General features: G+C 63.6%; 14 protein-coding genes. 7 read left to right on the forward strand and 7 right to left on the reverse strand.

All coding sequences use genetic code 11. The annotated features are described in order from the left end of the window. Positions 1 to 94: 94 nt before the first annotated feature. From OKA05_RS10845 to OKA05_RS10870, 6 genes are all read left to right on the forward strand, one after another. Positions 95 to 2,476 carry a transglycosylase domain-containing protein gene (locus tag OKA05_RS10845; protein ID WP_264487157.1) on the forward strand — a complete coding sequence of 794 codons (2,382 nt, stop codon included), beginning with the start codon at positions 95 to 97 and terminating at the stop codon, positions 2,474 to 2,476. A 51-nt stretch (positions 2,477 to 2,527) separates the two neighbouring features. Further along, positions 2,528 to 4,237 carry a transglycosylase domain-containing protein gene (locus OKA05_RS10850; RefSeq protein WP_264487158.1) on the forward strand — a complete coding sequence of 570 codons (1,710 nt, stop codon included), beginning with the start codon at positions 2,528 to 2,530 and terminating at the stop codon, positions 4,235 to 4,237. A gap of 164 nt (positions 4,238 to 4,401) precedes the next feature. Next, on the forward strand, positions 4,402 to 4,839 hold the full coding sequence (locus tag OKA05_RS10855) for an IS1096 element passenger TnpR family protein (protein WP_264487159.1): 438 nt from the start codon (positions 4,402 to 4,404) through the stop codon (positions 4,837 to 4,839). A 5-nt stretch (positions 4,840 to 4,844) separates the two neighbouring features. Beyond that, the gene (locus tag OKA05_RS10860) at positions 4,845 to 5,855 is read left to right on the forward strand and encodes a Fic family protein (protein WP_264487160.1); all 1,011 of its coding nucleotides are present in this window, start codon (positions 4,845 to 4,847) and stop codon (positions 5,853 to 5,855) included. 149 nt (positions 5,856 to 6,004) lie between these two features. After that, on the forward strand, positions 6,005 to 6,427 hold the full coding sequence (locus tag OKA05_RS10865) for a Minf_1886 family protein (protein WP_264487161.1): 423 nt from the start codon (positions 6,005 to 6,007) through the stop codon (positions 6,425 to 6,427). Positions 6,428 to 6,544: 117 nt separating this feature from the next. Further along, positions 6,545 to 6,964 (forward strand): Minf_1886 family protein, encoded by a 420-nt coding sequence (locus OKA05_RS10870; protein ID WP_264487162.1) that lies wholly within the window; start codon positions 6,545 to 6,547, stop codon positions 6,962 to 6,964. Between the two features lie 15 nt (positions 6,965 to 6,979). Here the strand turns inward: OKA05_RS10870 and OKA05_RS10875 are convergent, their stop codons facing one another. From OKA05_RS10875 to OKA05_RS10895, 5 genes are all read right to left on the reverse strand, one after another. After that, positions 6,980 to 7,717: a purine-nucleoside phosphorylase gene (locus tag OKA05_RS10875; protein WP_264487163.1), complete on the reverse strand. Its 738-nt coding sequence runs from the start codon at positions 7,715 to 7,717 to the stop codon at positions 6,980 to 6,982. Positions 7,718 to 8,263: 546 nt separating this feature from the next. Continuing rightward, complete coding sequence (locus OKA05_RS10880) at positions 8,264 to 9,202, reverse strand: 2-dehydropantoate 2-reductase (RefSeq protein ID WP_264487164.1); 939 nt, start codon at positions 9,200 to 9,202, stop codon at positions 8,264 to 8,266. Between the two features lie 393 nt (positions 9,203 to 9,595). Then, positions 9,596 to 11,629, reverse strand: a complete 2,034-nt coding sequence (locus tag OKA05_RS10885; protein WP_264487165.1) for a cytochrome c biogenesis protein — start codon at positions 11,627 to 11,629, stop codon at positions 9,596 to 9,598. Between the two features lies 1 nt (position 11,630). Further along, entirely contained in the window at positions 11,631 to 12,896 is a 1,266-nt protein-coding gene (locus OKA05_RS10890; RefSeq protein WP_264487166.1) for a cytochrome c biogenesis ResB family protein, read from the reverse strand. A 49-nt stretch (positions 12,897 to 12,945) separates the two neighbouring features. Further along, positions 12,946 to 13,536, reverse strand: a complete 591-nt coding sequence (locus tag OKA05_RS10895) for a hypothetical protein (protein WP_264487167.1) — start codon at positions 13,534 to 13,536, stop codon at positions 12,946 to 12,948. Between the two features lie 100 nt (positions 13,537 to 13,636). Here OKA05_RS10895 and OKA05_RS10900 point away from each other — a divergent pair, with 100 nt between their 5' ends. Next, positions 13,637 to 14,518 (forward strand): phosphatidylserine decarboxylase, encoded by an 882-nt coding sequence (locus OKA05_RS10900; protein WP_264487168.1) that lies wholly within the window; start codon positions 13,637 to 13,639, stop codon positions 14,516 to 14,518. Between the two features lie 28 nt (positions 14,519 to 14,546). Here OKA05_RS10900 and OKA05_RS10905 read toward each other — a convergent pair whose 3' ends face one another. Both OKA05_RS10905 and OKA05_RS29425 read right to left on the reverse strand, forming a co-directional pair. Beyond that, positions 14,547 to 15,260 carry a gamma-glutamylcyclotransferase family protein gene (locus OKA05_RS10905; protein ID WP_264487169.1) on the reverse strand — a complete coding sequence of 238 codons (714 nt, stop codon included), beginning with the start codon at positions 15,258 to 15,260 and terminating at the stop codon, positions 14,547 to 14,549. After that, positions 15,260 to 15,478: a ribbon-helix-helix protein, CopG family gene (locus OKA05_RS29425; protein WP_369335603.1), complete on the reverse strand. Its 219-nt coding sequence runs from the start codon at positions 15,476 to 15,478 to the stop codon at positions 15,260 to 15,262. Before OKA05_RS29425 ends, OKA05_RS10905 begins: the two co-directional genes overlap by 1 nt. Positions 15,479 to 15,499 lie beyond the last annotated feature (21 nt).

Consider the following 15,499-nt stretch of genomic DNA (forward strand, 5'->3'; position numbering starts at 1 on the left):
CTCACACAGCACAGCGACACGCACAGTCACCTTTGTTTGAGGTGCGATATCGCCATCGCCTCCGCGCACCATCCGCGCTAAGTTCCCCACGTCCATGCCGAAATCATCCCCGAAGGACCCCGGCAGCCCAACCGGAAAAATTTCCGACAAGCGCTCGTCCAATCGTAACAAGCCTGAAACGCCAAAGAAATCCGTCGGTCTCGGCACGGTCATCCTGTTCTGGCCGTTCCTGCTTTTTCACGGAATCATTAAGCCGCTGCCCGGGTTCCTGCGGCTGCCGCTGCGGATCCTCGGCGATCCGGCGATTGCGGGACTTTACGCAGGTCTCGTCATGGGGATCTTTTACTTCGTCCGCGCCCAGCCCTTCGACATGACGAAAGTCGCGGAAATGCCGGAGCGCACGGTGGTTTTCGACCGCACCGGCCAGGAACTCGGCCGCATCCACGGGGAAAAGCGCGACGTGATCCGCGTCGAGGACGTCTCGCAGGACTTCATTTTCGCGATCCTCGCCCGCGAGGACAAACGCTTCTACAAGCACGGCGGCGTGGACTGGGTCGGCGTCGGCCGCGCGGTCGTGGAGAATGTGAAACGCGGCGGCAGGGCCCAGGGCGCCTCGACCCTGACCATGCAGCTTGCGCGCAATAGCTTCCCGCTGAAATCCAAGTGGCTCGATTTCTCGGACAAGATCCAGGAACTCGACCGCAAGTTGCTGGAAACCGCGGTCTCCTACCGGATCGAGTCGACCTACACGAAGGAGGAGATCCTGCAGCACTACGTGAACCGGATTTTCTGGGGTCACCAGATCCGCGGCATCGAGGAGGCCTCGCGCACCTACTTCGAAAAGCACGCGAAAGACCTGACGCTGTCCGAATCCGCACTGCTTGCCGGCATCGTCCGCGGCCCGAATGCCTTCTCGCCCTTCGTCGACGCCGAGAAGGCGATCCGCGAGCGGAACACCGTGCTCGACCGGATGTCTTCCGACGAACTCAAGTTCGTCACCAAGGAACAAGCCGAGGAAGCCAAGAAGGAGCCGATTTCCATCCGCCCCGAATGGCGGCGCATTTTCCACGACAGCTACGCGATGGATTCGATCCGCCGCGAACTGGAGCGCATCCTGGAGGAAGAAAACATCGAGCTCGGCGGCCTGCAGATCACCACGACGATCGACCACCGGATCCAGAAGAAGGCCGAGGAGGCGCTGGAAGCGAAGCTGCGCGAGATCGAGCGCAAGCCCGGCTACGCGCACCAGACGCGTGCGGCGTGGAACGAGCTACCCGATGGCAAGCCACGGCCCGAGTATCTGCAAGGCAGCGTGGTCGCCATCGAGAACCTCACCGGCGCGGTCCTCGCGATCGTCGGTGGCCGCGATGCCGATGAGTCGAAATTCAACCGCGCGCTCCAAGGCCGCCGCCAGATCGGCTCGGTCTTCAAGCCCTTCGTCTATCTCGCAGGCTTCGACACCGGCATCCGCCCGAGCACGTTGATCAGCGACGGCCCCATCTCGCGCGGCGAAATCCGCGGCGCGGGCAACTGGCGGCCGCAGAATTCCGATGGCAAATTCGGCGGTGATCTGCCTGCCTCCACCGGCTTGATCCGCTCGCGCAACACCATGTCGGTGCGCGTCGGCAATCGCGCCGGCGTCGACAAGGTGGCGGATGTCGCGCTCTCCGTCGGCTTCGAAATGCCGATGCCGAAGCTGCCGACGTCGTATCTCGGCGCGTGGGAAGCGACGACCTACGAAGTGGCCTCGGCCTACACCGTCTTCCCTAACAGCGGCGTCCGCTACGCACCGCGCCTGATCAAGGAGATCCGGGACCGCACCGGCAATGTGGTGTGGCCGGAGAAAGGCGACTCGCCCTACATTTCCTATGAAGCCGTGAACGCGGGCTCCGCGTGGAGCGTCTCGAACATCCTGCGCGAAGTCACCACCCGCGGCACCGCGGCCTCGATCAAGGGGCTCGGCTTCAACAAGCCATGCGGCGGCAAGACCGGCACCACCAACGACTACAAGGACGCGTGGTTCGCCGGCTATACTTCCAGCATCACCTGCGCGGTCTGGGTCGGCCTCGACACGCCGAAGAAGACCATCGACAAGGGCTACGGCTCCACCCTCGCCCTGCCGGTGTGGGTCGAGGTGATGAAGACCGCCGACAAGCTCGGCTACAAGGCGGAGGGCCTGAAGTCGCAGCTTTCGTTCGTCGAGTGCCGCCTCTGCCGCTCATCCGGCAAGCGTGCCACCGCCGGCTGCGAAGCGGCTCAGGAAGCCTACACCGACAATGTCCCGAAAGACATCGTGCCCGCCGAGAATGACCTCTGCCCGGATCACCCGGCCAAGGCCCTGGCGGTGGGCGAGGAAGAAACGGAATCCGAAACTCCGCCGAAAGCGCTGCCGCTGGACGAAAGTAGCCCTATTCCCGAAGAAATGGAACCCGAGGTGCTGCGAGCGATCCCGGTCGATGAAGGCGAAGTCCAGTAGCCGTCGTTCCAGTCTTGAGTCTTGCGTCTTGAAGTCTTCTGTCTCCCCCTCATGTCCACCTGGCGTCCCATCCGCAGAACTCCGGCCTGGTTGGCCTGGATGCCCGGTTGGCTGCGCACCACGCTGAAGTGGACGCTGTGGAGCGGCGTGGTCTGCGCCGTGCTCGGCCTGCTGGTGGTGCTGATCTACTTCTCGAAGGCCGCCCAATTCAACCTCGACGAGGTGGCCAAGATGCCGGCCCACACAGCGATCTACGACCGCCATGGCAAGGAGCTCGGCAGCGGCGGGCCTAACAGCCGCCGGCTGATCACTCGCGCCGATATCCCGGACTTCCTCATCAAGGCCCTGCGCGCCCGCGAGGATGCCCGCTTCTTCGACCACAGTGGCGTCGATTTCCGCGGCCTCGCCCGCGCGACGGTGCGCAACGTGAAGGACCGCGACTTCACCCAGGGCGCGTCCACGCTGAGCATGCAGCTCGCGCGAAATACCTTCGAGATCCGCGAGAAGTCGATCAATCGCAAGCTGCTGGAGATCGCGCTCACGCTACGGCTGGAGTCACGCTATTCGAAGGACCAGATCCTCGCCCATTACCTGAACCGGATCTACTTCGGGGCAGGCTGCCATGGCATCGAGCAGGCGGCGCGCACGTATTTCGGCAAGCAGACCTCGCAGCTCAATGAAGCCGAGTGCGCGATGCTGGTCGGCATCATCCGCGGCCCGCACGTCTTCTCGCCCTTCCGCGATTTGGAGGCCGCCCGCGAACAGCAGGCACAAACGCTCGCCCGAATGAAGGCGATGGGGCTGATCGACTCCGCGGAGGTCGAGCGCGTGAAGGCCATGCCGATCAAGCTGGTGCCGCAGGAGCAACGCGGCGGCGAGCGGTCGTACGCGTTGGAGGCGATTCAAAAGGAGCTGCAAACCATCCTGGATGATGTGGATATCCGCGACGGAGGGCTGACCGTGCGCTCCACGCTCGATGCCGGCTGGCAACAGCGGCTGGAGACCGACCTTTCCGAATCGCTGCGCAAGATCGAGCAAAACAAGGGTTGGACCTATCCCGTGCATGCCGACCATCAGGCGGGCAGCGAACCGCAGTATCTCCAGTGCGCCGCAGTGACGCTTGAAACGAAGACCGGCGGCATCCTCGCGCTGGTCGGCGGGCGCGATTACCTCGACTCACGCTACGACCGCAGCAATGGCGCGCGGCGCGACCTCGGGTCTGCCTTCTCGCCGTGGATCGCTGCCGCCGCCGCCGAGCGCGGTCGCCTCGTGCTGCCCGGCAAGCCGGTGCAAACCGGCCGCCAGATCGGCCCGAAGGAGACCATCCGCATCGCCAAGCGCTGCGGCATCAGCGGCCCCTTCGTGGAAACCGAGGACCTCTTCCGCGGCAGCGCCGCCGCCACCCCGATGGAGCTGGCCACCGGCCTCGCCACCCTCGGCAACGGCGGGCAGCGCCCGAAGCCGTACTTGATACAGAGCATCACCGCGCCCGACGGCAAGGTGCTCTACACCGCCTCCCCCGTCACCACCCCGGCGATCGGCAAGCAAGCCGCCAAGGAAGCCGCGGCCCTGTTAGAAAAGGAATCAGGCACCCGCGTCCACGGCGGTGCCACCGGCTCCGGCCGCGACGCCTGGCTCGCCCGCCTCGGCCCCAAGGGCTCCACCGCCATCTGGGTCGGCTTCGACGATCCCCAGCGCATCAGCTCCGCCCAGCAGCTCGATAGCGTGCTCGATGACCTAGCGCAGCGGTTGGGGAACTGAGGCCGTGCCGCCACCCGACCTAACAGGCTTCTGATCCCCTGCCCGGAACGAAAACGTTCCCGGAAACGCCTTCCGATTCGACCAATCCTTCGTGGACGATAGGATCGCCATTGATCACTCCATGCTTCCAGATGGAAGCGAGGTGAACGAATGCATCAGACCAAGTGAAATCCCTCCTCTTCAAAATCGAGCATGGCGACTGGAATGCGGAACTCCAGTTGCCCGCCACAGGCACGCTTGAGTCGCTCGCCTACGCGATCATCGAAGCGGTCGGCTTCGACATGGACCACTGTTTCGGCTTTTACGACAACCTCAAGAATACCCACCGCAGCAAAGAGGAATACACCCTCTTTGCCGACATCGGGGAAGAGGCTAAGGACGGGGATTCCGGGGTGAAAACCACTCTTGTTGACGCGGTCTTCCGGCCGAAGAAAAAGATGCTCTTCCTCTTCGACTACGGCGACGACTGGATGTTCCTCGTCACCTGCACCGGTGAAGCGGAAGGCCGGGCGTTCAAACGCCCGAAGCTCCTCGCCACTTCCGGCACGCCACCGGTGCAGTATCCGGATTGGGACGAAGAGGAAGAAGCCGACGACGACTGATCGCCATGCCCACTCCGCATCAGCCGCCCTTTACCATCACGCCGCGGATTGTCGCCCTCGTGGCGGAGATCTGCGAGCGCGTGGGGCGCTGGACGGGCGAAGGGCGGGAAGCGGTGTCACCGCGGCTGCGGCGGGAGAACCGCATCCGCACCATCCAGGCTTCCCTGGCGATCGAGAACAACACCCTGAGCATCGAGCAAGTCACCGCCATCCTGGAAGGAAAGCGGGTGCTGGGAACCCCGCGGGAGATTCAGGAAGTCCGCAATGCCATCGAGTGCTACGACCGCTTCGGCGATTGGCAGGCAACCTCTGCCGGGGACCTCCTCGTGGCCCACGGGATCATGATGAAGGCCCTTGTCGATGAAGCCGGGGGTTTCCGGCGCGGCGGTGTCGGCATCTATCGCGGGGACAAGCTCGTCCACATGGCTCCCCCCGCCGATCGCGTGGAGCATGGGGTGCGGGATCTTCTCCGGTGGCTGGAAACCACTGATCACCATCCGCTCGTCGCGAGTTCGATCCTTCACTACGAAATCGAGTTCATTCATCCCTTCGCGGATGGCAACGGCCGGATGGGGCGCCTCTGGCAGTCGCTGGCGCTCGCGTCTTGGCACGCCGACCTCGCCTACCTGCCAGTGGAGCACCTGATCAGTGAACGACAGGCGGATTACTACGCCGCCTTGGGAGAAGCGGATCGCCGGGCTGACGCCTCGCCGTTCGTTGAGTTCATGCTGTCCGCGCTCCGCGACGCTTTCGATTCTCTCCCAACGAGCGACCAAGTAAACGACCAAGTAAACGACCAAGTAAAATCCTTGGTCCGACACCTCTCGGGGAGCGAGGAGGTGACCGCCGCGGAGCTGATGCGGCGCTTGGACCTCAAGCACAGGCCCTCTTTCCGCAAGAACTACCTCCATCCCGCCTTGGTCTCGGGATGGATCGAGATGACTGACCCCTCATCCCCCCGAAGCCCGGCCCAGCGCTACCGCCTCACCGCACGCGGACGGCGTCAGAAGCACTGAGGACCAGCTCTGTTAGAGCATGAGCTTGGCACTCCTGCCCGTGGCGAAGCCTTCGGTCCGAGTCACGGTGCTCGGCTGCGCGAGAATGGGAAACGATTGGAAATCAACGTCTTTGACGCCTCGAAAAAATCCGGGCATCTTCTCGGGGAATGAAGTCACCGTACTTTGAGGATGCAGTCGAAGTAATCCTAGAGCGGGAGAAGCGATACGATGAGCTGGCTTACTATTTCCTGAAGGAAGCGCTCAATTTCACGTTCAAGCGCGTGGCGGAAGGCAATGGCGGGGAGCTCCGCCACGTGACGGGCAAGGAGCTGAGCCTCGGCTTCCGCGATCTCGCGCTGCAGGACTTCGGTCAGGGGGCAGCGGAGCTGATGCGCGGGTGGGGCGTGCACGGGAGCGCGGACGTCGGCGAGATGGTCTTCCTCCTGATCGACGAGTGGATATTCGGCAAGCAGGACAGTGACACGAAGGAAGACTTCGCCGATGTCTTCGCCTTCGACGACGCCATTGTGGCACCGCCCCACACGGATCCGACGGAGGAAACACCGGGCGACGGACCTGTTAGGGAATAAGTCCGCTACCGGCTCAATGGGAGTGCCACCGGGTCGAGCCAACGCCCGGAAGCGGGAAAATTGACTGTTAGCTAACGGCTTTGACTCCGGGCCGTGTTCCGGGCATGGTCACCCCGAATGAAGGCACTTCAATTCGAGCAAGCGGTCGAATCCATCCTCAAGCGGGAGCGGCGTTATGATCCGTTGGCCTACCTTTTTCTCAAGGAAGCGCTCGATTTCACGTTGAAGCGGGCTGCCGAAGGCAATGGTGGTGAACAGCGCCACGTGACCGGCAAGGAGCTGTGCCTCGGCTACCGCGATCTCGCGCTGGAGCAGTTCGGACCGATGTCCTCGACCCTGATGCACGAATGGGGCATCCGTGAAAGCGGCGACATCGGCGAGATGGTGTTTCACCTGATCGACGAGCAGATGTTCGGCAAGCAAGAGAGCGACACGAAGGAAGACTTCGCCGCGGCCTTCGACTTCGACGACGCCTTTGTGACGCCGTTCCAGCCGAAGAAGCGCGTCGCTGCTCCCCGCGAGAAGGCGCGGCTCTGATTTTTTCCAGGCTAGCTACAGCCCACACCACGCTTCCAGCAGCCCCATAATGTCGGCCGCTGCGGCGGCACCGGTCGCGAGGACCTCGGCGTGATCGAGCACCTCCGGTGACATCCCGGCGGCCCAATTGGTGAGGCAGGAGAAGGCGCTGACTTTCATCCCCAGCGCGCGCGCCTGGATCGCTTCAAGCACAGTGCTCATGCCGACGGCATCGGCGCCCATTGCGCGCAGCATGCGGATCTCGGCGGGGGTTTCGTACTGCGGTCCCCGTAGCCCGGCATAGACGCCCTCGTGGAGCGTCATCCCCTGCTCATTGGCGAGCGCGTGGAACTCAAGCATGGCTTCGGCGTCGTAAACCTGGCTCATGTCGATGAAGTTCGGGCCGCCCTCCAGCGGCGACGTGCCGGTGAGATTGAGGTGGTCGGAAAGCATCATCCATCCACCGGGAGCGTGGCCATCATTCAGCGTGCCGGCAGCATTGGTGAGGGTCACGTGGCGCACGCCTTGCTCGTGGAGCCAGCGGACGCCGGCGGTGACGGCTTTCGCATCGTGCCCTTCGTAGAGGTGAATGCGGCCCTGCATCACGATGACCTCGCGGCCGCCAAGCATGCCGAAGAGAAACCGCCCCGCGTGGCCTTCCACCGAGGACCCGGGCAGGCCGGCCTCGGCGAATCCCACCGTCCTCGTCACCGTGACACGGTCCGCCAAAGGACCGAGTCCCGACCCCAACACGATGCCCACCGGTTCTGCCATGCGGCATCGTGGGCCGGGTCATGGGGACACTTCAAATGCGAAGTGACATCGAAGACACGGGCGCGATTTGAGAATACGAATTCACGCGAATGAGGGCCCGCTTCCCCTGTGGAATGAACCAAGCCTCCTAGATCTCTGCTGACGCGGCGCAGCCGCCCTTGGACTGCTGCGGTCATCCGCAGCTTTTGAGTGCAGGGTATAGCGCGCTTCCCCTCTGGAATGACCCAACCCTCCGGGATCTCCGCTGACGCAGCGCAGCCGCCCTTGGACTGCTGCGGTCATCCGCAGCTTTCGAGTGCAGGGTGAAGTGCGCTTCCCCTGTGGAATGAACCAACCCTCCAGGATCTCCACTGACGCGGCGCAGCCGCCCTCGGACTGCTGCGGTCATCCGCAGCTCTCGAGTGCAGGGTGAAGCGCGCTTCCCCTATGGAATGAACCAACCCTCCCAGATCGCCACAACGCACAGGAGCAAACCCGCCGAACCGTCCATTCAAAAGCTGCGGATGACCGCAGCAGTCCAAGGGCGGCTGCGCCGCGGTCATGCGGTCAGCCATCTTCAAAAGGCCGGCCAAGTCGCTCCTGAATCCTCCCCGCAAGCTTCTCCAAATGCGGCACCTCCACCCCCGCAGCCTTCGCGCGGCGCAGCGGCTCGCCCCAGATCTCGTCGAACTCGACCTCGCGGCCCTCGACATAATCGATCATGCTCGATGGCCGGTAGGGCCCCATCGGCCGCGTGCGCTCGACATTGAAATCGATAAGCGATTCCTCCAGCGAAAGCCCCAGAGCCTGCGCCGCGCCAATGACCTCCGCCATCAAGGAACGGATCTCATCCTCCACCCCAGGCGTGGCTAACAGCACATCCGTGGTCACACCTCCCTCAGCAATGGCGAGACCGTTAAACGGGATATTCCAAACCAGCTTGGTCCACTGCGCCGCGGCGAGGTCCGGCGCGGCCTCGGTCGGAATCCCAGCCGCGCTGAAACGCCGGGCGATCTCCGGCGCACGCCCGCGATCATCATTCACGAACTCCCCCACGCTGATCCTGCCGCCAGCCGTATGGCTCACATGCCCGGGCGAAAGCCGGTTCAGGCAGACGAAACAAAGCGCGCCTAACACCCGATCCGCCCCGACGATCGCGGCGAGCTGCTCGCAATTCCCGAGCCCGTTTTGCAAGGTAAGCACCTGGGTGCCCTCATGCAGCAGCGGCGGCAGCACCTCGCCTAACAAATCATTCGAAGTCGTCTTCCACGCGACGATCACCAGGTCCACCGGCCCGATTTCGGCGCGGCTGCGGAACGCCTTCACGTCCGTCAGGTGCAAGTCCCCTGCCACGCTCTCGATGCGGATTCCATCGCGGCGGACCGTGTCGTAGTCGGACCTCAGCAGGAAGCGGACATCCTCCCCCGCCGCGGCCAGACGGGAACCATAGTAAAGCCCGATGGCTCCCGCGCCGACGACTGCCACTGATCCGAAGGTCCAGCTCACGCGGGAGGTCTAATGGAGGGACATGGGGTTGGCCAAGCGAATCGGGCGACCTCGTGATATCCAACCTGCCCTCTTCCCCGGAGGGGAAGCAGCCAGTAGCCGGGGGTAAGCGAAGCACCACCCCCGGATAATAGGGCCCGATGAAAGGAACCCCGGATGGGGTTCAAGCAGGGCGGGAACAACGGACACGACCGGCATCCCCTTTCCCCTCCCGACCTGGTAGAAATTGTTAGATGCCGCGGTGTGCTTCTGCCCCGGCTGGAATCCCCTCCGGGATTCCTTTCGCGTTCCTTGGGTCCGGTGGTCTTTGCCGCTACGCGGCTGCGACCACCGGCTACTGGCTGGGATCCCTCCGGGATCGCTGGGGCCGGAATCCGGCCGCGGTCGCTCGGCTCAGTAGCTCGATTGCGTCTTCACGCCCACCGCATCGTCACCCTTGGCCTTCGCCCCGGCATCACGGCTCTTCTTTTTCTCAAGCCGCTCCATCAGGCAGGCAATTCCACCCCACAGGATGAAGCCAAGCATGATCCCGTAGAAAGCCCGGACGGCCCAGATCTTCTCCGCGGAGAAGCCGTAGTTGTGCAGCCCTACGTTGAGGAAATTCACGTGCCACCACGAGAAGCCGACCACCATCGCACCGAACATCGAGCACAGGTGCAGCCCCCATTCCCGGATGTAGCCGCCGAGCCGGGCGTGCAGCATCGCCAGCGACCACAGCACGATCATCAGCGCGCCATTCTCCTTCGGGTCCCAGCCCCAGAAGCGGCCCCACGAATCATTCGCCCAGATGCCGCCGAGCACCGTGCCGATCAGCGACAGCGTGAGCGTGAGGCAGACGCAGCCATACACCGCGCGGGTCATCGAGCGCCGCAGCGAGGCATCGCCACCATCCAGCCCCAAGGTCCGCATCATCACATAGACGATCGACAGCAGCGCGGTGATCAGCCCGGCCGCATAGCCAAGCGTGATGGTGATCACGTGGATGGTCAGCCAGTAATTCGACCGCAGCACCGCCACCAGCGGATCCAGGTGATCCTTCCCCTCGCCCACTTCGAAGCGACGGGCCAGGACGATGAGGAACGCCGCAACGATCGGCGTGATGCCGAGCACGAAGCGCTTCTTCGTCATCCACTCGACCAACAGGCCAAAGGCAACGATCGCGGCGCAGATGAAGATGATGGTGTCGTAGAGATTCCCGACCGGCGGGCGCTGCATGATGATCGAGCGCTTCACGATCGGGATGATCATGTAACTCAGGCCGAGGCCGAGAAATCCGACCGTCAACCAGTGGGCCCCGCGCCCGGCCTTGGTCTGGCCAGCGAAGAACATCACCCCCGAAGTCACCACCGCGAGCAGGAACCACACGAGCGCATAGATGAACCAGTTCTTCTTGAAGTAGTCGGCCTCCAGCGGGATCGAGCGATACTCGCCGCGCGCCTTGGCCCGCTCGACGACACTGACTTCCCAAGCCGAGAACTTCTCACGGAACGCCGCCTGACCGCCCTTGAGCGACTGGCCGACGTCTTCCAGCAGCTTGATGTCCTTGATCGATTGCTCCGGCTCGCGGGTGTTGCCGGTGAAGATGTGGAAGATGCGGTCGCCCGCGCTCAGCCATTCCTTGTCGTCCTGATTGGACGGTGGGAAAAGATTGAGGCCGAACTTCGCGGAATTCGCAGCCTGCTCGATGAGCACGGTGATGGTCTGCACCTCGCTCGATGCCTGCTTGCCTTGGGCAGCAGCCTGCAGCTCGGCGCGGATCTTTGGCGCGGCCTGCATCACTTCGCTGACCGGCAGGATCTTGCCTTCCTTCGCGGCGGAGGCAGGCAGCAGCCCGTTCCGCGCGAAGTTCATGTAGCCGGTGAGGAATTCGTAGGTGCGGACATTGTAGGCCAGCGACAACGTCTGCGACTCCACCGACTTGAGCTGCTTCGGGTCCTGGCGCTGGATCTGTTCGTAGGAGACGGAAAGCTCGCGCAGCTTCTCAAGGCCCGGCTTGAGGTCATTGTAGCTATACCGGTCGCGGCGACCCTTGGACTTGATGCCCACGGCATCCAGCACCTCCGCATTGTCCACGCGGAAGGTCGGCAGCTGATCGGCCAGCTCGGGTCGGAACATGCAGTCGAGCATCCACGCCAGCGGCTTCAGGGTGACCTTCTCGCCATCCTTGCCGATGATCTCCATCTTCCGCGCACCGTGGAGACCCAGCATGCTGAAGCCCGCATAGGTGCCCAGCGGCTTGATGCGTCCGCCATCCTGCACCGGCAGCAGCGCGGCGAGGTCCAGGGTGGCATCTTCCCACGGTTCGTAGTTCGAGACCGTGGTGGGTTTCCCTTCGGCCAGGCTGTCGCGCAGCGCGGTGGCCGCGATCCAGGTCACGGCGAGCAGCCCGAGGGCGAATACGATCCATCGTCCGGCAGTGGCTTTCATATCACGATTGCGGGGCAGGGGTGGATTTGCTGCGGAACAGGAAGCTCCAGAGCTTGATCAGGAAATGCAGGCAGAGACCGAAGCTGGCGACCCAGATGCTATACTCCGGCCACTTGTCGGAAGGATTCCGCACCACTTCGAAGCCGGAGATGGTGGACTCCTGGGACCCGCCCGAGGGGCTGTTCATCATCGTCCGCTGGTAGAGGGTGAGACCGCCCTGGCGCATCGGCTCGTTCATCTCGATGAAGTGCTTCGTCTCCTGGCCATTCTGGGTGCGGATGACGTCGCTTTCAAAGAGCTTCGCCCGGTTCGTGTTCGGGTGATACTCGGAGCGTGCATCCGTTAGCGTGATCTGGAAGGGCACCGGCCAGACCCGCTTGTCGAGCCGCACGACAAAGGTGCGGTCGCCCGACTTCACCGTCACCGGCGGGCGCGGGCCAAAGGCATCGGGATCGGTGGCCACCAGCAACATCACCTGGCCCTTGCCGCCGTCTCGGGGCATCACGCGGGCATGAATGCCGGGCGTGTCCAGCTCGCTCTCCTTGTTCGGCTCGCGCGAGTAGAGGAACCAGCCATCCACCACCGGCTCGCCGCGGTCCGGCGCCATGCTCCCGGTGGACATCGCCTTGGCATTGGCGACGAAGCCCTGCAGCTCGAGGTCGAAGGGCAGCTTGGGAAGATTCACCTTCCGCTGATCCTTCAGCGTGAGGTCCGAGTAGTAGGCATCCTTGACGAAGTGGACCGGACCCACGGGCTTGCCATCCTTCACCTCGGTGATCTCGATGGTGGTCTCGGTGAAGGCATTGGCGTAGTCGGCGGTCTTTGGCAGCGGGCCGTTTTCCTCCTCGCTCAGCATCATCACGCCGCGCTCTTCCTTGAGCTGGGCGACGCCGCCGGCGATGATCATGAAGACGATCGAGAAGTGGGCCATCAGCACGCCGGCCGTCCGCCAGCCCTTGCGCATGCGAATGATGCCGCCGAGCGTGAGATTCAGGGCCAGCAGCGCGCACACCCAGTAGCCGCCGGGCAGCGGCGGCAGATACTTGCCGACCAGATCTTCACGGATGATCCCGGCATCCGGAATGACGTACCAGCTATGGATATCGAAGTACTTCTGGAGCGTCGTATGAAGGCCGAAATGGACCTGCTCCAGCGTGGCGAGCCACGTCTGGAGCATCAGGATGACCAGCAGGATGGTCGCGAGGCCGAAGCTCGACAGCACATGGAAAATGCGGACGGGCCAGGACTTGCGGGCGGAATCGTTCATCGGGTCAGCGGGTTACGGGCCGGGCGGGTGGAGTCGTTCACGGAGGCGGCTATTCGCGACGGCGCAGGCCGGCTACGAATACTTTGAGCGCGGCTTTCTGCGCCGCAACCTCTTCGGCCGGGCCGGTCATTTTCACGGTGATCACGCGACCGGCGTCTTGCACGATCAGTCCGTAGAGTCCTTGGGCGGGCTTGGCCGACTGGCCCATGCCGGGCATGTATTCGCCGGACGCCTCGACCCACACCCCCTCGATGCCGAGCACGCTGCCCTTCTCGAGCTTCACGACGTCGCCATCGGTGAGCGGGTCCTTGTCAAATTGGCCGAGCCAGCGGTTCACGTTGTCGGTCAGGCCGCCGGACGACATGCCGACCGCGACCTCGCCACCGGTGCCGAAGCGGTAGTTCAGCAGGCGGAATTGGTTGGAAGGCATTTCCATCCAGCCCTGGGGCACCTGGCCGGCGATGAAGGGGCCGGTGCCGGGTGGCTGAAAGCGGTCGTTTGAAGTCGCATCCAGCTTCACCTGCGCGTCGCGCATGGTCAGCGGGCGCTCTTCATCCACAGTCACCTCGGCTGGCTTCTTGCAGGCGGGCAAAAGCAGGGCGAGGCCGAGGCAGACAGCGGTGAGGGCCCGGATTTTCATCGCGCCGCCGATAGCCCCCGCTTCCGCGACGCGCAAGGGCATTCCGGCCATCGTCTTTCCGCTTCCCGTCATTGGCATGGCGCCCCTACGGTCGCCGGACGTGAGCGCTATCCGCTATTTCAACCGCCACACCGGCCAGATGGAGACCGAGCAGGTCTATGGCGAGGGCTTCCTGAAATTCAGCTACGCCAACCCGCTGGGCGCCCTGCCGCTCCACCTGATGGTGAAGCGGGCGGGCTTTTCCCGCTGGTACGGCAAGCGCATGGACGACCCCGCGACCAAGGCGAAAGTGGCCCCCTTCATCGCCAACTACGGCCTGGATCCCGCGGAATTCGCCGATCCCGCGGACAGCTACGCCACCTTCAACGAATTCTTCTACCGCAAGCTCAAGCCCGCCGCCCGGCCGATCGCGGAAACCCCGGCGGTCTTCCCCGCCGATGGCCGCCACCTGGGGTTTCAAACAGCCAGCAAGATCGAGGGTGTCTTCGTGAAGGGCCAGAAATTCGACCTCGGAAAGCTGCTCGGCGATGACGCACTTGCCGCCCGCTATGCGGATGGCTCGCTGGTGCTCTCGCGCCTCTGCCCGGTGGACTACCACCGCTTCCACTTCCCCGCCGCCGGCACCCCGGGCGAGACGACGGTGATCAATGGCCCCCTCTTTTCCGTCTCCCCCATCGCCCTGCGCCGCCGCCTCGCCTACCTCTGGGAGAACAAGCGGACGATCACCAAGCTGGAAACAGAAAGCCTCGGCACCGTGCTGCTCCTGGAAATTGGCGCCACCTGCGTCGGCTCGATCCTCCAAACCTTCACCCCCGGCAAGCCAGTCCAGAAGGGCGAGGAAAAAGGCTACTTCGCCTTCGGCGGGTCCTCCACCATCACGATCTTCGAGCCCGGCGCAGTGAAACTAGCGGCCGACCTGGTGGAGTGGTCCTCGAAGCAGGTCGAGCTGTATGCGAAGGTCGGGACGGCGATGGGTGAGTGATTTTGCGGAAGTGTTGGGAACAAGGGAGCTATAGGAATAGGAGTTCCATTCCTGCGACCAATTGGACCAATGCCCAAATGGAGCATCCGATCCAACCGGCTATGATCGCTTTCCTGGCTCGCTCCCTCCGTAGCGCAGCGACAACCAGCGACAGAGCAGCCCCCGCCACCAATGCGGTTGCTCCGAGCCAAAAGCGCTCCCACCACTGGGCTCCCTCACCATCGGTCGAGAAGTGCTCGATAAGAAATCTTCCCACCGGCAGCGCCATCAAGATCCATGCGGTGTAGGTGAAGACCGGCGGCGGCCGGGGCCTCTCCACGTCCATCCAGTCACCTTCCGGGACAAGCAGGGCCTCGTTCACCGGTCCTAACCATTCGTAAGCCCAAGTCCAGAGCGTGTCGTCGTAGGGAATATTCAGGGTCGCGAGTATTTGGATTCTCCGGTACTCCGCCCCACCGGTCTCGGGCTTTTCCCCGGCAGCAAGGCCTCGGGAGTCGTCAAGCGCACGCAATTGGGCGGGGCTTAGCTGATAGATCTCGCCCTTGACCCGCCGTCCACCCTGCCCGGACACCAGCCCCGGTTTGGCAGCGATGCAATAGAGCGATCCTTCCACCCATCCCTCCCCGACGAACTTGGCTCCTTCGAGCCGGAATGCTTCCCAAGCACCGCGCCGGAGCCCGCCGTAGACGAAGACGAGTTGGGGCGTGCCAGCGGCGGACTCAGCGTCGGAGATCCCCTTCATCAGCTGACAGGACGAGAGAATCCGTTGCGTCGCGAGAGACCGGAATCATCTCCAAGCACTCCGGCCAAGCGCATGAAAGGCTTGGAGCCGGCATTTGCCCGGGCTTTTTCAAGCTGTTCGCGAATGAACTGAGCCCGCGACACGCCAGTCCGAGATGCCAATTCCTTCAGCCATAGGGCCAAGTCGTCGGGGATACGGATCGTCAGCGTCCGGTTCATTTTTCCAAGGGTAAGGGCTTA

This window comes from Luteolibacter arcticus (assembly GCF_025950235.1).
GTDB classification, from domain to species: Bacteria; Verrucomicrobiota; Verrucomicrobiia; order Verrucomicrobiales; family Akkermansiaceae; genus Haloferula; species Haloferula arctica.